Raw genomic sequence first — 17,740 nt, 5'->3', positions numbered from 1 at the left:
CTCCTCTCCACGAGGATATAGCTCAGACGGTGTACAAGGACGCGACCGGTAACGGTTCGAGCACGTCTCGCCCGCCGAGAGCGGTCAGTTCGAGCACCACAGCGGCGCCCGTGACGGTCGCGCCGCAGTGCCGCAGCAGCGCCGTCGTCGCCGCGACGGTGCCGCCCGTCGCCAGCACGTCGTCGATGATCGCCACCGTGCGACCCGCGATGTCGATGCCGTCGGCGGGGATCTCCAGTGTGGCGGTGCCGTACTCGAGGCTGTAGGTCTCGCTGTGCACCGGCGGCGGCAGCTTGCCGCCTTTGCGCACCGCCAGCACGCCGGTGCCCAGCCGCAGGGCCACCGCAGCGCCCAGCAGGAACCCGCGCGCGTCGATACCGGCCACCAGGTCCGCCCCCTCGGCGGTGGCCGCCAGCGCGTCGGTGACGGTGGCCAGACCGTGCGCGTCGGCAAGCAGCGGCGTCAGGTCCTTGAATTGGATGCCCGGCTCGGGAAAGTCGGGGACTTCCCGCATCAGCGATGCGATCAGCGCCGCGACGTCGTCCGTCATCGGCCCAGCACCCAGCGGTCCATGTTCCACCCCGCACCCCATCGCGTCGGATTGCTGCTCACCGCGAACATCTTCTTCGAGGTGAGCACCGTGCGCTGTTGACGGTAGAGCGGAAGCGTCGGCATGTCGGCCCACAGCACCGAGCCGCCCTCGCCGAGCAGGCGGGCCAGTTCCTTGGGGTCGAACGTGACAGCCATCGACGAGATGATGCCGTCGATGCGCTCGTTGGAGTAGCGCGACAGGTTGTTTCCGTTGCCGGTGTGCAGATCGTAGGCGTCCATCGCCGACGAGCCGGTGGAGCCGCTTCCCGCCGCGCCGCCCGTGCTGGCGATCAGCACGTCGATCTGGTTGTCGCGCAAGCTCAATGGTCCTGTGGTGTCGGAAGCTGCGTCCTGCACCGTGATGCCGGCAGGCGCACACGCCTTGGCGATCGCGCCGACGGTCGCGGCCAGCCGCGCATTCGGCGCCTGGTACCCGATGCGCACGGTCAGCGGGCGGTTCTGGAGCGCCTGGCGGGCGGCGTCCGGATTCGCGACCGCGAACTGGCCGGCCTCGACCGCGCCTTCGGCGGAGCTGTAGGCGTCCTCGGTGGCTGGGTTGAGCCGCGAATTCGCGATCGGCACCTGGGCGTTGCGCGCGATCAGATCGCGTGGCGTGCAGTGGGCCAGCGCGCGACGCGCAGGCACCGGCGCCATCGGACCCTGCGACGCGAAGATGAGCTGCTCGATACCCGCCGCTGCCGTATCGCTCCGCACGTAGTCGTCGGGCATGTTCAACGTGCCTGACGATCCCGTCGCGATGTCGACGACGTCGTACTCGCCCTGGTTCACCCTGTCCTGGATCTCGGCGCCCCGTGGCCACACGGTGATCTTCTGCGTGACGGGCGCAGCACCCCACCACTTGTCGTTGGCGACGAGCACGACCGCGCCGTCTTCGGTCAGAGAGTCCAGTTTGTAGGGACCCGAGGAGGGGAACCTCTTGAGATCCAGGTCCGGTTTGAGGTCCCAGGTCGAGTTCCAGATTCGTGCGACGCGGTCAACGGTCGGCCCGTCGCTGTTGAGCAGCGCGGTGGTGATGTCAATGCCGAGCTCGTCCGCGATCACGTGGGACGGCAGCATCGAGGTCGCGGCGAAGAGCTGACCGAAATCGACGAAACTGCGATCCTGCGCGAACGACACCCTCGCCTTCTTCTGCCCCGGCGCGCAGTCGACAGTCGCGATGTCGGCGTATCCGGCACGGCTGGCCGCGTCGAACGCCGGGAAGCGACCGGACTGCGCCGCCCACGCCAACACCATGTCGTCGCACGTGATCGGCTTGCCGTCGGAGTACACCGCGTCGGCGTTGATCTCGTAGTCGAGCACCAGTGGTGAGCGGCCGACCACCGAGATCGTGCCGAAGTCGTGATCGCCGACGATCTGACCGTCGGGACCGTGGTAGTTGAAGCCGGTCAGTACCCGGGCGAACGCCTGCGGGCCGCCCGACGCGGCCCCGGCGACGGTGTTGACGTTGTACGTGATCAGCGTGCCGTCGACGGCGTAGTCGATGCTGTCGGCGGGACTGCTCGAACAGGACGACAGACCGATCGACGCGGCCATGCACAGCACGACTGCGACGACGGCGCCACGGCGGAGTCGCGACACCTGGCCTACCGTCCTCGGGTGGTGCGCTTACCCGACGGCCGTCCTGTCCTGCTGGTGGTGGGCCGGACGGGCTTGGCACCCGGGCTCGGCTTGTCGGGCGGCGGCGTCGTCCTGAGCGGAGTTGCGGCGACGGTCTCGCGGGTCGCGTCGTCACCCGCCTCGTCGAGGGCCTTGTCGGTCACTCCCTGGCGTCGGCGCATCACCCGACGGGTGTGGGTGCGCACCAGGTCGGTGCGCTCGCGCAGTGTCACCAGAAGTGGTGTCGCGAAGTAGATCGACGAGTACGTTCCCACGATCACACCGACGAGCTGGACCAACGCCAGATCCATCAACGTCCCGACGCCCAACAGCCAGACCGCGATCACCATCAGCGCGAGAATGGGCAGCACCGAGATGAGGCTCGTGTTGATGGAGCGCATGAAGGTCTGGTTCACCGCGAGGTTGGCCTGCTCGGCGAAGGTCCTTCTTGTGGTGTGCTCGAATCCGTTGGTGTTCTCCTCCACCTTGTCGAACACGATCACGGTGTCGTAGAGCGAGAAACCCAGGATCGTCAGCAGGCCGATGACGGTGGCGGGCGTGACCTCGAATCCGACGATCGAGTAGACGCCTGCGGTGACGACCAGGTCGAACACCAGCGTCGCCAGCGCCGCGAGTGCCATGTAGCGCTCGTAGCGGACGCTGATGTAGATAGCGGCCAGCACCAGGAACACCAGCAGGGCGATCAGCGCCTTCTCGGTGATCTGGCCACCCCACGTCTCCGAGACCGCCGAGTCACTGATGGCCTGCTTGCTCGGCTGGCCGTTGGCGCCCTTGGGCTGGAATGCGTCGAACAGCGCGGTGCGCAGCTTTTCGGTCTCGTCGTTGGTCAGCGTCTCGGAGCGGATCTGAATGGTGGCCGAGTCGCCGCTGCCCACCGCGACCACCGTCTCGGTGTCCCGGCCGAGCGTCTTGCTGAACACATCCTCGACCTGCTGGACGCTGGTGGTGCCGTTGGCGCCTTGCGCCGGTAGCGACACCTTGGTGCCGCCTTCGAAGTCGATCCCGAACGTGAAGCCGCGCAACACGATGCTGGCGACGGCGATGGCGACGATCAGTCCGCTGATCGTGTACCAGAGCTTGCGCTTGCCCATGACTTCGAACGCACCGGTGCCGGTGTAGAGGCGCACGAAGAAGCCGTGCCGCGGCGCGCCGGCGGCATCGAGACCGGGCGCCTCGACGGCGCTCGATTCGACTGTGTCGGAGGCTTTTCTGGCGGCCATGTGGTTAACCCCGTTCCGTCGCGTGCGCGGCCGCTCGTCGTTCCCGGGCGATCTGCTGCACCGCGCCGAGGCCGTTGAGTGATGGCTTGGCCAACGTCGTCGACTTCGATGCCATGTACACAAGGGGCCAGGTCACAAGGAAGACCACGACCACATCGAGGACCGTCGTAAGGCCCAGTGTGAACGCGAAGCCCTTCACCTGGCCTACCGCCAGGACGTACAACACGACGGCGGCCAGGAGCGTCACTGCGTTTCCGGACACGATCGTCTTGCGCGCCCTTGCCCAACCGCGGGGTACCGCCGACCGGAACGAACGGCCCTCGCGGATCTCGTCTTTGATGCGTTCGAAGAAGACGACGAACGAGTCAGCCGTCATACCGATACCGATGATCAGACCCGCGATCCCGGCCAGATCCAGGGTGTAGTTGATCCATCTACCGAGCAGCACCAGAATCGCGAAAACCATTGCGCCGGAGGCGACCAGCGACAGCGCTGTCAGGACGCCCAAGATCCGGTAGTACAGCAGGGAGTAGAGCAGCACCAAGGCCAAGCCAGCGGCACCGGCCATCAGGCCCGCCCGAAGCGAGGACAATCCCAGTGTGGCTGAGACGGTTTCGGCCTCCGAGGACTCGAACGACAGTGGCAGCGATCCATATTTCAACACGTTGGCCAGTTCGCGTGCCGTCCCCTGGTTGAACTGACCGGTGATCTGGGTGCGCCCACCCGGGATGGCCTCTTGGATCTCGGGGGCGCTGACCACCTTGGAGTCGAGCACGAAAGCGGTCTGGGTGCCGACGTTGGCCGCGGTGAAGTCGGCCCACGTCTTGGTGGCGTCGCCCTTGAACTGCACGTCGACGATGTACTCGCCACGCTGCTGGTCCAGTCCCGAGGTGGCGTCCTCGATCTCCTCGCCGCTGATGATCGACTTGTCCAGCAGATAGACGTTGCCGTCCTCGCCGCAGGTGATCAGCGGCAGGTTCGGGTCGTCGTTGCCCGCCAGGATGTCTTCCTCGCCGCAGCGGGTCGCTTGGAACTGCAGCGCGAGGATTTGGATCTGCTGGTCGGTGCTCTGCCGCAGCTGCTTCTCGTCGGCTATGCGCTGTGTCAGCGGAACGTCTTCCGGGTTCTGCTGCTGATTGGGCGCGGGTGCCGGTGCGCCGGGCCCGGGCGCAGGCGTGCCTGGTGTGGGCGCAGGCGGCGAGGGCGGCGCCGGTTGCAGTGGATACGGCCGGGGTTGGGGCGCAGGCGCCGGTGGCTGTTGACCGGCCGGCGGTTGGCCCTCCTGCGGGGAGATTGGCGCGCCGGGTTCGGCCGGGGCGATCAGCGGTGGCATTCCCGGGATCTGACCCGGCACGGCCGGTGGACCACCAGGCGGAGCTCCCCCCGGCGGAGCCCCGGCCGGCCCTTCGCCCGGCGGTGGCTGCTGTCCTTCGCCCTGGGCGGGGATGACGTAGCTGACCGGCCGGATGTAGAGCCGTGCGGTCTGCCCGAGGCTGCGGGCGTCGCTGCTGTCGTCGCCCGGCACCGTGATGACCAGGTTGTTCCCGTCGATGATGACTTCGGAACCGGCAACGCCGAGACCGTTGACGCGGTCCTCGATGATGTCCTTGGCCTGCATCAGCGCCTCACGGGTGGGCGCGGACCCGTCCGGTGTGCGTGCGGTCAGTGTCACGCGCGTGCCGCCCTGCAGATCGATGCCGAGTTTCGGCTCGGCCTGCTTGTTCCCGGTCAGCAAGACCGCGGCGTACGCACCGATGAGCAACACCACGAAGACTGCCAGGTAGCGGGCAGGGTGCACCTGCGCCGATGACGATGCCACGTTCCTCAGGTCTCCTCGAGATCAGTTCGTCAGCACCGCAAAGGGTACGTGCCGGTGCTGAGTTCTCAGCTGTCAGTCTTCGAGTTCGGTCTCTCGGTGAGCTCGGTCGCGCTCGATTCCGGCTCGTCGAACTCGTCGTCGTCATCGATGTCGTCGACGATGCGGTCGCGCACCGCCAGCTTCATCCAGGTCGTGACGACCCCTGGAGCGATCTCCAGGTCGATGCTGTCGTCGCTGATACCGGTGATGGTGCCCTCCATCCCGGAGGTGGTGTGGATCCGGTCGCCGACCTCCAGGGAGTTGTGCAGGTCGATGGTGGCCTGCATGGCCTTCTTCTGGCGACGCGACGCGAACCACATGAACGCGCCCATGATGATGATCAGGGGCAGGAAAACTACGAGATCCATGGCTACAACTATCTTTCGTTAGGTACTTCATTCACGGCGCCCAGACGGCCAGGTCAGGCGACCTCGTAGTTGACCAGTGTGCCACTGCGGCCGTCGACCGCCGAGCGCCCCCGCCCTCGACCCGTCGGCTGTTAGCGTCATCGGGTGCTCGGTCATCTGGGCATCAATGTGCCCGATCTGTCCTCAGCCAGGGGCTACTACGACGCGATCATGCCGCTGCTGGGCTTCGAGATCTTCCTCGACGCCGGCGACGAGTTCGCGTACCGGCCGTCCGGCGGTAAGCCGGGGACGTACCTGTTCTTCTACCCGTCGGCCGAGGCGTCGGACTACTCGCGCGACCGGACCGGCCTGCAACACCTGGCGTTCATGGTGCGCACCCGATCCGCCGTCACCGCGGTGCACGAGCTCGTCATTCGCCTGGCCGACCGGTTCGGCGGGCAGGTGCTGCACGAACCGCGAGTGTTCCCGCAGTATCCGCAGCCGTACTTCGCGACCTTCTGGCTCGACCCCTTCGGCGTGATGCTCGAAGCGGTGTGTCATCACGACCGAGACTGACCACATTCAACGGAATCCGTTGCCATTGCCCGCTGTGGCCAATGAACCCGGCCGCAGACACCGCCCTTTTCTATCGGATCGGTGCGTCTCCGACTACGCTCGGTTGCGACGCGACCCCGCGACCGAATAAGCCAGGAGGCGGAATTGAGCACCCTCGAACAGAGCCGCTACCTCGCCACCGAAATCCCCGGTCCGCGTTCGCAGGCTCTGATCGACCGCAAGGTCGCCGCGGTGTCGCGCGGAATCGGCAACACCATGCCCGTGTACACCGCGCGGGCGTTCGGCGGCATCGTCGAAGACGTCGACGGCAACCGGTTCATCGACCTCGGTTCGGGCATCGCGGTCACCACGATCGGCAACGCCGCACCTCAGGTCGTCGAGGCGGTGCAGCGTCAAGTCGCCGAATTCACGCACACCTGTTTCATGATCACGCCGTACGAGGGCTACGTCGCGGTTGCCGAGGCGCTCAACCGGATCACCCCCGGTGGCGGCGAGCAGCGCTCGGCGTTGTTCAACTCCGGTTCGGAGGCCGTCGAGAACGCGATCAAGATAGCCAGGACGTACACCCGCAAGCCGGCGGTCGTGTCGTTCGACCACGCCTACCACGGCCGCACGAACCTGACGATGGCCCTGACCGCCAAGTCGATGCCCTACAAACACGGGTTCGGCCCGTTCGCGCCCGAGATCTACCGCGCGCCTCTGTCGTATCCCTTCCGGGATGCGGAGTTCGGCAAGGAGATGGCCACCGACGGGCAGTGGGCGGCCAAGCGGGCCGTCAGCGTCATCGAGAAGCAGGTCGGTGCCGACAATCTGGCCGCGGTGCTCATCGAACCGATTCAGGGCGAGGGCGGCTTCATCGTTCCCGCCGACGGGTTCCTGCCCGCACTCCTGGAATGGTGCCGCGATAACAACGTGGTGTTCATCGCCGACGAGGTGCAGACCGGGTTCGCCCGTACCGGTGCGATGTTCGCGTGCGAACACGAAGGCGTCGAACCAGACCTGATCTGCACCGCCAAGGGCATCGCCGACGGCATGCCGCTTTCTGCGGTGACGGGCCGCGCGGAGATCATGGACGCCCCGCACGTCAGCGGGCTCGGTGGCACCTACGGCGGCAACCCCGTCGCCTGTGCAGCCGCGCTGGCCACCATCGACACCATCGAGTCCGAAGGACTCGTCGAGCGGGCGCGCCAGATCGAGACGCTGATGAAGGACCGGCTCGGACGGCTACAGGCCGAGGACGACCGCATCGGCGATGTCCGTGGTCGCGGGGCGATGATCGCCATGGAGTTGGTCAAGCCCGGTACCACCGAACCCGACGCCGAGCTGACGATGAAGCTGTGCGTCGGTTGCCACATGGCGGGCGTGATCGTGTTGTCCTGCGGCACATTCGGCAATGTCCTGAGGTTCCTACCGCCACTGGCCATCGCCGACGACCTACTCCTCGAGGGTCTCGATGTTCTCGCACAAGTCCTCAAAGACCTTTAACCGACAAGGAGTTCATGTGACCGACGTTCAGAATTTCATCGGCGGCGAGCTCGTCGATTCCGTCAGCGGCGCGAAGATGGACCTGATCGACCCGAGGACGGGCGAGACGTTCGGCACCGCACCGATTTCGAACGAAGCCGACATCGACAACGCTTACTCCGCGGCGTCGAAGGCGTTCACCGACTGGAAGCGCTCCACCCCGTCGGCTCGGCAGAAGGCACTGCTGGATTTCGCCGACGACATCGAGAAGAACGCACAGGCACTCGTCGAGGCCGAAGGCCGGAACACCGGTAAGCCCAATCATGTGACCATGGCGGAAGAGATCCCGCCGATGGTGGACCAGATCCGCTTCTTCGCGGGCGCCGCAAGGCTGTTGGAGGGCAAATCGGCCGGCGAGTACATGGAGAACCACACCTCGTGGATTCGCCGCGAGCCGGTCGGCGTGATCGGCCAGGTAGCCCCGTGGAACTACCCGATGATGATGGCCATCTGGAAGTTCTGTCCGGCCTTCGCGGCGGGCAACACCGTGGTGATCAAACCCAGTGACACCACACCCGTGACGACGGTGATGCTCGCCGAGATCGCAGCCAAGCACTTCCCGGCCGGCGTTCTGAATGTCGTGTGCGGAGACCGGGACACCGGCGCGGCGGTGGTCGCCCATCCCACCCCCGAGATGGTGTCGATCACCGGGTCGGTGGCCGCAGGCCGCGCGGTGGCGGTCAGCGCGGGAGGCCACCTCAAGCGCACGCACCTCGAACTGGGCGGCAAGGCCCCGGTGATCGTGTTCGACGACAGCGACATCGCTTCGGCCGCAGAAGGAATCGCCACTGCCGGATATTTCAACGCCGGCCAGGACTGCACCGCGGCGACGCGGGTGCTGGCCACCTCGAAGGTCGCCTCCGACCTCACCGACGCGCTGGCCGAGCAGGCCAAGGGCGCAGCGACGACGTACGGCAAACCCGCCGACGACGAGGACGCCTGGGTGCCGCCGGTCAACAACGCCAACCAGTTGGAGCGGGTGCTGTCGTTCCTGGGCGACGTGCCGTCACACGCCACCGTCGCCTCGGGCGGCGGACGCCAGGGCGACAAGGGGTTTTACGTCGAGCCGACGGTGATCGGCGGACTCCGCCAGGAGGACCGCCTGGTTCAGCAGGAGATCTTCGGCCCGGTTATCACCGTGCAGTCGTTCTCCGACGAAGACGAGGCGATCGCGTGGGCCAACGGCACCGAATACGGTCTCGCCTCGTCGGTGTGGACGAAGGACGTGTCGCGGGCGCTGCGGGTCTCGGCGGCACTCGACTTCGGATGCGTGTGGATCAACACCCACATCCCGCTGGTCGCGGAGATGCCGCACGGTGGCTTCAAGTCGTCGGGCCACGGCAAGGATCTGTCGATGTACGGCTTCGAGGACTACACCCGCATCAAGCATGTGATGGCCTACACGGGCTAGCCCGGCTTTCGCCGAAATGGAATTCCCGGCGCTCAAGCCCGTGGCTTGATAGCCGGGAATTCCATTTCGGCGCGGGCGGTGAGCCTGGCAGATGCCGAAATAGCGTCCCCAGTCGTTACCCCTCGCGAAGAACGACCAGGAACGCTATCTCGTGGTCAGTGAGCTGGACTAGCGGTGTGCCAGCTTGTCACCGTTGCCGCCGAGCCTGCCCGGCAGCTTGTCTCGCCAGCTGCGGCGCCGCTGAGGCTGCGCCTGCGACTGTGACTGCGACTCGAGCGTCGGGCCGATGACCTCTGTCTTCTGGTCGGCCATCACCGGCGCCGGCTGTGCCGCGACCGGTTCGGCGGTAGTGGTGGGGTAGGCAGCGTCCGGGCCCTCTGCCCATTTGATGTCACGCACGCTGCGAACCGATATGCGGCCCAACGCAAGGGCTCCGAGGAACACGATCAGCGCGCCGAGGCCGTAGAAGTACGTCAGCTCGAGCCACACTCGCTTGTCGTCGGTCGTCGCCACCGGCGCACCCGCATTACCGAGACCCAGCGGTCCGGCCAACGCGCGCCCGACGACGAACCACGCTCCTGCGATGACCGTCAGCCAGCCACCGAACATGGCGGTCGCCCGATTGCGCGAACTCAGCAGCAACAGGCCGCCGATCACGGTTGCCACCCCCGGCAGAACCTCGAGCCAGCCGCGGCCCGTCGTCCACGTCCATTCCTTGTCCGGCGTGAACGCGAAGTCGAAAAGCGGTCCCACGAACGGGATCAACGCGCCCCAGAGGCCCAACAAGATCAAGAGAAAACCACTCAACGCACCGCGGCTGCGCGGCATCTGCATCCGGCCGCCGCGGGCACGTGCACGCGTGTCAGTCATGAAACCTCCTCGGTCAGTTACGGAGTACCCCGTCTTGACGCGCGCGTAACCCACGCCCCTGAATAGGGTGACCTCATGCGTCCTGGCAGCGATGGCCTCAGGCAACTGCTCGCCGACGCGTGGGAGCGCTGGGCGCGGCGCTGCGCCGAACTCACCCCCGATCAGTGGTCGACGCCGACGCGGTGTCGTCCCTGGGATGTCGCCGCACTCCTGGCGCATGTCTGCCCGACCGCCGCCATGTTCGACGAACTCGACGCCGCGAGAATCGACGAAGACGCTTTGGTCACCGACGCCGCAGAATTGCTGCGCCGCTTCAACGCACCCGGCGGGGTCGCCCACACGGGGGCCGACGATCTCGCCGACCAAGCTGTCGCCGACGCCGCCGGTCTGACTCCTGAGGCGGCCGCGAGCCGGTTCAGCGAATGCGCGCAGATCCTGCGCTCCGCCCCGATCGCAGATGATGTCGTGCTGCGGTACCCGGTCGTCGGCTCGACCACGATGAAGGTGATCGCCGAAGTGGCGCTGATGGAGGCCACCGTGCATCTGCTCGACCTGGCCGACGCGGTCGGCGGGATCGAGCCGTCACCGGAGGCGCTCGCCGCGGTGCGTGACCTGCTGATCGCTGTACCGGACCCGACTGCTGCTGTCGAGGTGCTCGCCGGGCGCGCCGCGCCCGCCGCCGCGGTGCCTGCCATCAGGTAGCACGCAGCTACCCGCTGTTCGACCGATTCACAGCGAACTGGCAGCAGCCCGCCGGAATAACCTTAGCTTCCCTAACGATATTCGAGTTAGGCGCAATGAGGCGTTCTGCCAACCTTCCTGCCTTCCCGAGGATCACGATGACGACTGACACCCGAGACGAGCGGCTCGCCCGCCGCATCGCCGCACTGCACACCACCGACCAGCAGTTTGCCGACGCCCGGCCGCTGGCCACCGTCGCTGCGGCGATCGAGGCGCCCGGCCTGTGCCTGCCCCAAGTCGTGCAGACGGTCATCGACGGCTACGCGGATCGGCCGGCACTCGGGCAGCGCGCAGTCGATTTCGTCGCCGACGCTGCGACCGGCCGCACCGTCGCCGAACTGCTCCCCCGCTTCGACACCATCACCTACCGCGAGCTGTCGGACCGGGTCAACGCCCTCGCCGCCGCGTCGAGTGACATTCGGCCCGGTGACCGCGTCGCGATCCTCGGCTTCACCAGCATCGACTACACGATCGTCGACATGGCGCTGCTGCGCCTGGGAGCAGTATCGGTGCCGTTGCAGACGAGCGCACCGGTCACACAGCTGCGGCCGATCCTGCAAGAGACCGAACCGGTGGCCATCGCATCGAGCGTCGACTTCCTCGACGACGCCGTCGAACTCATCCTGACCGGCCGCCTCCCCACCCGTTTGGTGGTGTTCGACTTCCACGCCGAAGTCGACGAACACCGCGACGCGCTCGCGGCCGCGGTCGGCCGCCTGGCCGACCGCGTTGTGGTCGAGACATTGGGTGACATGTTGACCCGCGGGCCGGCGCTGCCGGTCCCGTCGGCCTTCGACTTCGACAACGACGCCCTTGCGTTGCTGATCTACACCTCGGGCAGCACCGGCACGCCGAAGGGCGCGATGTACCTAGCGAAGATGGTCGCCGGCGCGTGGCGCCGTTCGAGCCGGGCGATGTGGGGCGGCGACGACGCCAACACCACGGAAGGGCTTCCGGCCCCATCGATCACGCTGAACTTTCTGCCGATGAGTCACATGATGGGTCGTGGTGTCCTCTACGCGACGCTCGGCGCCGGCGGTACCGCGTATTTCGTTGCCCGCAGCGATCTTTCGACCTTCTTCGAAGATCTGAAGATGGTGCGACCGACGCAGCTGATTTGCGTCCCGCGGATCTGGGACATGGTGTTCCAGCAGTACCAGAGCGAGGTAGATCGTCGCCTCGCCGAAAGTGCGGATCGCTGGGCGGTCGAGACGGACGTACGGGCCGACTTGCGCCAGAACCTGCTCGGCGGGCGATTCGTCTCGGCGATGACCGGCTCTGCCCCGATCTCGGCTGACATGAAGGAGTTCGTCGAGTCGCTTCTCGACCTGCACCTCACCGACGGGTACGGCTCCACCGAGGCGGGAGCGGTCTTCGTCGACGGTCAGGTGGCACGGCCACCCGTGCTCGACTACAAACTGGCCGACGTTCCCGAGCTCGGCTACTTCGGCACCGACCGCCCGTATTCGCGGGGCGAGCTACTGGTCAAGTCCGAGACCATGTTCCCCGGCTATTACATGCGACCCGAAATCACCGCGCAGGTGTTCGACCACGAGGGCTACTACCGGACCGGTGACATCGTCGCCGAACTCGCACCGGACCGGCTCGCGTATGTCGACCGCCGAAACAACGTGCTCAAGCTCTCGCAGGGCGAGTTCGTGACCGTCGCGAAGCTCGAAGCGGTGTTCGGCGACAGTCCGCTGGTGCGGCAGATATTCGTCTACGGCAACAGCGCACGGTCGTACCTGCTGGCCGTCATCGTGCCGACGTCAGAAGCCCTGGCGCGACACGGCACCGAGGCAGTCAGGCCCATGATCGCCGAGTCCCTTCAGGACATCGCCCGGGCCGCGGGACTGCAGTCATATGAAATTCCGCGCGACTTCATCATCGAGACAACGCCTTTCACGCTTGAAAACGGCTTGCTGACGGGCATCCGCAAGCTCGCGCGACCGAAGCTCAAGGAGCACTACGGCCAACGTCTCGAACAGCTCTACACCGAATTGGCCGACAGTCAGGCAAACGAATTGCGCGAGCTTCGCCTGCACGGGGCCGACCTACCGGTGCTTCAGACCATCAGCAAGGCCGCTGGCGCGCTGCTGGGTGCCGCGACCGCCGATCTGCAATCCGAGGCGCACTTCACCGATTTGGGCGGCGACTCGCTGTCGGCGCTGACGTTCGGCAATCTCCTTCACGAGATTTACGGCATCGACGTGCCGGTCGGTGTCATCGTCAGTCCCGCAACCGATTTGGCGTCACTGGCCGCCTACATCGATACCGAACGCCGCCGCACGGCGAAGCGACCGTCGTTCGCGTCGGTGCACGGCCGCGATGCGACTGTCGCGCACGCGCGTGACCTGACTCTCGACAAGTTCATCGACGCCGAGACGCTCGCCGCGGCGGCGTCGCTTCCCGCGCCACGGGCGGAGGTGCGCACGGTGCTGTTGACCGGTGCGACAGGATTCCTCGGCCGCTATCTGGCACTGGAGTGGCTGGAGCGGATGAGCCTGGTCGGCGGCAAGGTGATCTGTTTGGTGCGCGCGAAAGATGACACGGCCGCCCGCGACCGGCTGGACAAGACCTTCGACAGCGGCGACCCCCGATTGCTCAGCCACTACCGTGATTTGGCCGCCGATCACCTCGAGGTGCTCGCCGGCGACAAAGGCGAGGCCGACCTTGGGCTTGATCGGCGGACCTGGCGGCGACTCGCCGACACGGTGGACCTGATCGTGGACCCCGCGGCTCTGGTCAACCACGTGCTGCCCTACAGCCAACTGTTCGGCCCCAACGTCGTCGGCACTGCCGAGCTGATCCGAATTGCGTTGACCACGAGGCCCAAGCCGTTCGTCTACGTGTCGACCATCGGTGTCGGCGCGGGCATCGAGCCGGGACGGTTCACCGAGGACGGCGACGTCCGGGAAATCAGCGCCACCCGTGCAGTCGACGACAGCTACGCGAACGGCTACTCCAACAGCAAGTGGGCGGGGGAAGTGCTGCTGCGCGAAGCTCATGGACTCTACGATCTGCCGGTGTCGGTGTTCCGCTGCGACATGATCCTGGCCGACACCACATATGCGGGTCAGCTCAACGTGCCTGACATGTTCACCAGGCTGATGCTCAGCCTGCTCGCCACCGGCATCGCGCCCGGCTCGTTCTACGAACTCGACGGCGACGGCCGGCGGCAAGAAGCCCACTATGACGGGCTGCCGGTCGAATTCATCGCAGAGGCGATCTCGACGCTCGGGGCGCAGGTGACCGACGGCTTCGAGACTTACCACGTGATGAACCCGTACGACGACGGGATCGGGCTCGACGTCTACGTCGACTGGCTGATCGATGCGGGATACGGGATCGACCGGGTCGGCGGCTACGCCGACTGGCTGCAGCGGTTCGAGACCGCGATGCGCTCGCTGCCCGAACGACAACGCCAGGCCTCGCTGCTGCCACTACTGCACAGCTATCGGCAGCCGGCCACGCCGATTCGCGGGTCGATCGCGCCCACGGCCCGCTTCCGCGAGGCGGTGCAGGACGCGAAGATCGGTCCGGACAAGGACATTCCGCACGTGACGCGTGAGGTCATCGTCAAGTACGCCACCGACCTTCAGCTGCTCGGCCTGCTGTAGCCGGGCGGGGTTACAGCGTCAGTCCGTACCCGATGAGCACGATGGCGAGCAACGGAAAGATGCCCTGGGTCACCGCGGCACGTTTCTTGTCCGGCGACGACAACACGAGCACGACAGCCGCGGCGAGCATGGAACCCACGCCGGAGAACACCAGCGCCAGGCCGATACCGTGACGTCCCGTGCCGGCGATGACGATGCCCGTCAGGGTGACGACGGCTAGGAACAAGTTGTAGAAGCCTTGATTGAAGGCGAGTTCCTTAGTGGCCACGGCTTGCTCCTCAGAGGTGCCGAACGTCGCCCTGGTGCGCGCCGAAGTCCACGTCAGCGATTCCATAACCCAGATGTAGACGTGCAGCAACGCGGCCAGAACGGCGAAGAACAGCCCGACGAATCCCATTCACGCACCTACACTTTCCACTCGCACGACCGGCGGAATGGCCAGCATCACCACTCCCGTCAACGCGAGCCAGGCCACCATGCTGTAGGCGCCGGGTAGACCGACCCAGGTGTGCAGGGCCGGCAGCACACCCAGAACGGCAAGTCCGGCAGACCATTTCGGCAACACCGCGGTGCGCCAGACGAGATAGGCCGTCGCGAAGACCAAGGCAGCGGAACCGACGTGGCTGTAGTGGTAGAGCCACACGGCCAGGCTCAGGAACGGTTGGGAGAACTCGGTCACCGTGAGGTCGCCGAATCGGACGATCGCCGCCGGTACGGCGACCTCAGCTGCCAACCCGGCGCCGGTGAGCGTCAGGAACAAGGCGCCACCGAACAACGCGACGTACAGCGCGCCGGTCGGACCGGACGCCGTGCGCAGCATGGAGATCAGGACGGCGAGAAACAGCAGACCGAACAACAGGTGCAGCAGCGGCAGTGTGCCGTTGCTGAACAGATAGGAGTCGGCGCGGTCGAAATACGTTGCGGCGACCTCGGGTTGCCTCGGCACCTCGGGAGAGCCGACGACATAGGCCGGCACGGCGGTGGCCGCACATGCGATCCCGAAGAATCCGCCGAGTCTGATCGTTCCGATGCCCAATCGATTGCCTTCCTACTCGAACAGGCCGGCCTGCCCGAAACCCACAACGCCCACAGGCGGGTTCATTCCGAGATGCGTCCAGGCCAGGGCGGTGGCGACGCGGCCCCGTGGGGTGCGGGCGATCATGCCCGCCCGCACCAGGAACGGCTCACATACTTCCTCGACTGTGGCGGCTTCCTCCCCTACCGCGACCGCGAGAGTGGACACCCCGACAGGGCCACCGCCGAAACTGCGGGTGAGTGCGGTCAGCACCGCGCGATCGAGCCGGTCGAGTCCGAGTTCGTCGACGTCGTACACCGCCAGCGCGGCCTTGGCGATATCGCGGGTGATCACGCCGTCGGCGCGCACCTCGGCGTAGTCGCGCACCCGGCGCAACAACCGGTTGGCGATGCGAGGCGTCCCGCGCGAGCGACGGGCGATCTCAGCGCCGGCGTCGCCGCCCAACTCGATGCCGAGAATGCCGGCCGATCGGGCAAGCACGCGTTCGAGTTCGGCGGGTTCGTAGAAATCCATGTGCGCGGTGAATCCGAACCGGTCACGCAGTGGCCCGGTCAGCGCTCCGGAGCGCGTGGTGGCTCCGACCAACGTGAAGGGTGCCACTTCGAGCGGAATCGAGGTGGCGCCGGGCCCTTTGCCGACAACGACGTCGACCCGGAAGTCCTCCATCGCCAGGTACAGCATTTCTTCGGCGGGCCGGGCGATACGGTGGATCTCGTCGATGAACAGCACGTCGTGCTCGACGAGGTTGGACAGCATGGCCGCCAGGTCCCCGGCGCGTTCCAATGCCGGACCCGACGTAACGCGCAGCGACGAGCCGAGTTCGGCGGAGATGATCATCGCCAGCGACGTCTTGCCGAGGCCCGGAGGGCCGGACAGCAGGATGTGATCCGGTGTGCCGCCGCGGTTCTTGGCTCCCTCGATGACCAGTTGCAACTGCTCGCGGACGCGGTGCTGACCGATGAACTCGCCGAGCGACCGCGGCCGCAGGCTCGCGTCGATGTCGCCCTCGCCGACGGTCAGCGCGGGCGTCACTTCCCGGTCTTCGGACTCCTCGCTGTCGTCGGTGAAGCGACTCATTTGTTGCCCAGCATGGACAGCGCCGCACGCAGCGCGGAGGACTGCGTGGCTTCGGGATCGTTGGCCAGCACCTTGTCGGTGGCTTCTTCGGCTTGTTTGACGGCAAAGCCAAGGCCGACAAGCGCTTCCACGACGGGGGTGCGCACCGAGTGTCCGTTGAGCACCGACCCGCCTGACGGCGACACCGGCCCGATCTTGTCACGCAACTCGAGCACCATCCTCTCGGCGCCGCGCTTGCCGATGCCGGGAACCCGGGTCAACGCGGTGACGTCGCCGTCGGCAAGTGCATGGCGCAGTGACGGCGCGTCGTACACCGCCAACGTCGCCAGCGCGATCTTCGGACCGACGCCGGAGACGGCAAGCAGGGTAAGAAACAGGTCGCGGGCGTCGGAATCGGAAAATCCGTACAGCGTCATCGAATCCTCGCGCACGATCATCGCCGTGATCAGCCTTGACTCCGCGCCGCGGCGCAGCGTGGCCAAAGTGGACGGGGTCGCCATCACTTTGTAGCCGACACCCGCTGCCTCGATGACGGCGTGATCGAGTGCGATGTCGATAACCTCGCCGCGTACAGATGCGATCATCGTGCCGCCTTCGCCTTTGCCTTGATCGTCGCCTTGTACTTGCGCTGCTGCTCGGCGGCCAGCGCCTGGGCGGCCGCCATCCTGGCGATCATCGGAGCCCGCCAGCAATGACAGATCGCTAGCGCCAGCGCGTCCGCGGCGTCGGCCGGTGTCGGTTTCGTCTGCAGGGCAAGGATTCTCGTGACCATCGCCGTCACCTGCGCCTTGTCGGCGTTGCCGTTGCCCGTGACGGCTGCTTTAACCTCGCTGGGGGTGTGGAAATGCACGTCGATGCCGCGCTTGGCGGCCGCGAGCGCGATCACCCCACCGGCTTGCGCGGTGCCCATCACCGTCGAGACATTCTGCTGTGAGAACACCCGCTCGATCGCGATCACGTCGGGCCGATGAGTGTCCATCCAGTATTCGACCGCGTCGGAGATGGTGAGTAGTCGATAGGCGAGCGCCTCGTCGGACGGGGTGCGCACCACGTCGACGTCGAGGGCGGTGACCTGCCGTCCCTTGCCACCCTCGATGACGGACAACCCGCAGCGTGTCAACCCGGGGTCCACACCCATCACCCGCACGGGCCCGCTCCTTGTCGTGAACACTTGTTCGAGAGACTAACCCGATCCCCCGACGACAGCGGACGCGACACGCCCTGCGGCCAT

At 66.5% G+C, this 17,740-nt stretch carries 16 protein-coding genes; 5 read left to right on the top strand and 11 right to left on the bottom strand.

What is annotated here, in order from left to right:
- Window positions 1-22: 22 nt before the first annotated feature.
- The 5 genes from N4S67_RS14500 to yajC all read right to left on the bottom strand — a co-directional run bounded on the left by N4S67_RS14500 (window position 23) and on the right by yajC (window position 5,675).
- A complete protein-coding gene (locus tag N4S67_RS14500; protein WP_260993667.1) occupies window positions 23-550 on the bottom strand; it encodes an adenine phosphoribosyltransferase in 528 nt (175 codons plus the stop codon).
- A complete protein-coding gene (locus tag N4S67_RS14495; RefSeq protein WP_260994042.1) occupies window positions 547-2,145 on the bottom strand; it encodes an ABC transporter substrate-binding protein in 1,599 nt (532 codons plus the stop codon). The genes N4S67_RS14500 and N4S67_RS14495 overlap by 4 nt, the downstream gene beginning before the upstream one ends.
- Before the next feature lie 50 nt (window positions 2,146-2,195).
- Window positions 2,196-3,449: a protein translocase subunit SecF gene (gene secF, locus N4S67_RS14490; protein ID WP_260993666.1), complete on the bottom strand. Its 1,254-nt coding sequence runs from the start codon at window positions 3,447-3,449 to the stop codon at window positions 2,196-2,198.
- Between the two features lie 4 nt (window positions 3,450-3,453).
- Window positions 3,454-5,268, bottom strand: a complete 1,815-nt coding sequence (gene secD, locus N4S67_RS14485) for a protein translocase subunit SecD (RefSeq protein ID WP_260993665.1) — start codon at window positions 5,266-5,268, stop codon at window positions 3,454-3,456.
- A gap of 65 nt (window positions 5,269-5,333) precedes the next feature.
- The gene (gene yajC / locus N4S67_RS14480) at window positions 5,334-5,675 is read right to left on the bottom strand and encodes a preprotein translocase subunit YajC (RefSeq protein ID WP_260993664.1); all 342 of its coding nucleotides are present in this window, start codon (window positions 5,673-5,675) and stop codon (window positions 5,334-5,336) included.
- A 144-nt stretch (window positions 5,676-5,819) separates the two neighbouring features.
- Here yajC and N4S67_RS14475 point away from each other — a divergent pair, with 144 nt between their 5' ends.
- The 3 genes from N4S67_RS14475 to N4S67_RS14465 all read left to right on the top strand — a co-directional run bounded on the left by N4S67_RS14475 (window position 5,820) and on the right by N4S67_RS14465 (window position 9,165).
- Window positions 5,820-6,230: an extradiol dioxygenase gene (locus tag N4S67_RS14475; protein WP_260993663.1), complete on the top strand. Its 411-nt coding sequence runs from the start codon at window positions 5,820-5,822 to the stop codon at window positions 6,228-6,230.
- A 144-nt stretch (window positions 6,231-6,374) separates the two neighbouring features.
- A complete protein-coding gene (gene gabT / locus N4S67_RS14470) occupies window positions 6,375-7,715 on the top strand; it encodes a 4-aminobutyrate--2-oxoglutarate transaminase (RefSeq protein ID WP_260993662.1) in 1,341 nt (446 codons plus the stop codon).
- A 16-nt stretch (window positions 7,716-7,731) separates the two neighbouring features.
- The gene (locus N4S67_RS14465; protein ID WP_260993661.1) at window positions 7,732-9,165 is read left to right on the top strand and encodes a gamma-aminobutyraldehyde dehydrogenase; all 1,434 of its coding nucleotides are present in this window, start codon (window positions 7,732-7,734) and stop codon (window positions 9,163-9,165) included.
- 168 nt (window positions 9,166-9,333) lie between these two features.
- Here N4S67_RS14465 and N4S67_RS14460 read toward each other — a convergent pair whose 3' ends face one another.
- Window positions 9,334-10,035: a hypothetical protein gene (locus N4S67_RS14460; protein ID WP_260993660.1), complete on the bottom strand. Its 702-nt coding sequence runs from the start codon at window positions 10,033-10,035 to the stop codon at window positions 9,334-9,336.
- A gap of 75 nt (window positions 10,036-10,110) precedes the next feature.
- On the opposite strand from N4S67_RS14460, the gene N4S67_RS14455 reads away from it, so the two are divergent.
- Both N4S67_RS14455 and car read left to right on the top strand, forming a co-directional pair.
- Window positions 10,111-10,737, top strand: a complete 627-nt coding sequence (locus N4S67_RS14455) for a maleylpyruvate isomerase N-terminal domain-containing protein (RefSeq protein WP_260993659.1) — start codon at window positions 10,111-10,113, stop codon at window positions 10,735-10,737.
- Window positions 10,738-10,874: 137 nt separating this feature from the next.
- The gene (gene car, locus N4S67_RS14450; RefSeq protein ID WP_260993658.1) at window positions 10,875-14,396 is read left to right on the top strand and encodes a carboxylic acid reductase; all 3,522 of its coding nucleotides are present in this window, start codon (window positions 10,875-10,877) and stop codon (window positions 14,394-14,396) included.
- 10 nt (window positions 14,397-14,406) lie between these two features.
- Here car and N4S67_RS14445 read toward each other — a convergent pair whose 3' ends face one another.
- Genes N4S67_RS14445 through ruvC form a run of 5 tightly spaced genes read right to left on the bottom strand, consistent with a single transcriptional unit; the run spans window position 14,407 to window position 17,656 of the window.
- A complete protein-coding gene (locus N4S67_RS14445; protein ID WP_260993657.1) occupies window positions 14,407-14,793 on the bottom strand; it encodes a DUF1304 domain-containing protein in 387 nt (128 codons plus the stop codon).
- A complete protein-coding gene (locus N4S67_RS14440) occupies window positions 14,794-15,432 on the bottom strand; it encodes a hypothetical protein (RefSeq protein ID WP_260993656.1) in 639 nt (212 codons plus the stop codon).
- A 12-nt stretch (window positions 15,433-15,444) separates the two neighbouring features.
- Complete coding sequence (gene ruvB / locus N4S67_RS14435; protein WP_260993655.1) at window positions 15,445-16,509, bottom strand: Holliday junction branch migration DNA helicase RuvB; 1,065 nt, start codon at window positions 16,507-16,509, stop codon at window positions 15,445-15,447.
- Window positions 16,506-17,093 carry a Holliday junction branch migration protein RuvA gene (ruvA, locus tag N4S67_RS14430; protein WP_260993654.1) on the bottom strand — a complete coding sequence of 196 codons (588 nt, stop codon included), beginning with the start codon at window positions 17,091-17,093 and terminating at the stop codon, window positions 16,506-16,508. The genes ruvB and ruvA overlap by 4 nt, the downstream gene beginning before the upstream one ends.
- Window positions 17,090-17,656: a crossover junction endodeoxyribonuclease RuvC gene (ruvC, locus tag N4S67_RS14425; RefSeq protein WP_260993653.1), complete on the bottom strand. Its 567-nt coding sequence runs from the start codon at window positions 17,654-17,656 to the stop codon at window positions 17,090-17,092. Before ruvC ends, ruvA begins: the two co-directional genes overlap by 4 nt.
- Window positions 17,657-17,740 lie beyond the last annotated feature (84 nt).

The sequence above is a fragment of the Mycobacterium deserti genome (genome assembly GCF_025345615.1).
Classification (GTDB): domain Bacteria; phylum Actinomycetota; class Actinomycetes; order Mycobacteriales; family Mycobacteriaceae; genus Mycobacterium; species Mycobacterium deserti.
This window is presented reverse-complemented; position numbering and strand designations above follow the sequence as displayed.

Coding starts and splice junctions, on each gene's coding strand:
- N4S67_RS14500 (WP_260993667.1), bottom strand. CDS start 550: ATGACGGACGACGTCGCGGCGCTGATCGCATCGCTGATGCGGGAAGTC.
- N4S67_RS14495 (WP_260994042.1), bottom strand. CDS start 2,145: ATGGCCGCGTCGATCGGTCTGTCGTCCTGTTCGAGCAGTCCCGCCGAC.
- secF (WP_260993666.1), bottom strand. CDS start 3,449: ATGGCCGCCAGAAAAGCCTCCGACACAGTCGAATCGAGCGCCGTCGAG.
- yajC (WP_260993664.1), bottom strand. CDS start 5,675: ATGGATCTCGTAGTTTTCCTGCCCCTGATCATCATCATGGGCGCGTTC.
- N4S67_RS14460 (WP_260993660.1), bottom strand. CDS start 10,035: ATGACTGACACGCGTGCACGTGCCCGCGGCGGCCGGATGCAGATGCCG.
- N4S67_RS14455 (WP_260993659.1), top strand. CDS start 10,111: ATGCGTCCTGGCAGCGATGGCCTCAGGCAACTGCTCGCCGACGCGTGG.
- car (WP_260993658.1), top strand. CDS start 10,875: ATGACGACTGACACCCGAGACGAGCGGCTCGCCCGCCGCATCGCCGCA.
- N4S67_RS14445 (WP_260993657.1), bottom strand. CDS start 14,793: ATGGGATTCGTCGGGCTGTTCTTCGCCGTTCTGGCCGCGTTGCTGCAC.
- ruvB (WP_260993655.1), bottom strand. CDS start 16,509: ATGAGTCGCTTCACCGACGACAGCGAGGAGTCCGAAGACCGGGAAGTG.
- ruvA (WP_260993654.1), bottom strand. CDS start 17,093: ATGATCGCATCTGTACGCGGCGAGGTTATCGACATCGCACTCGATCAC.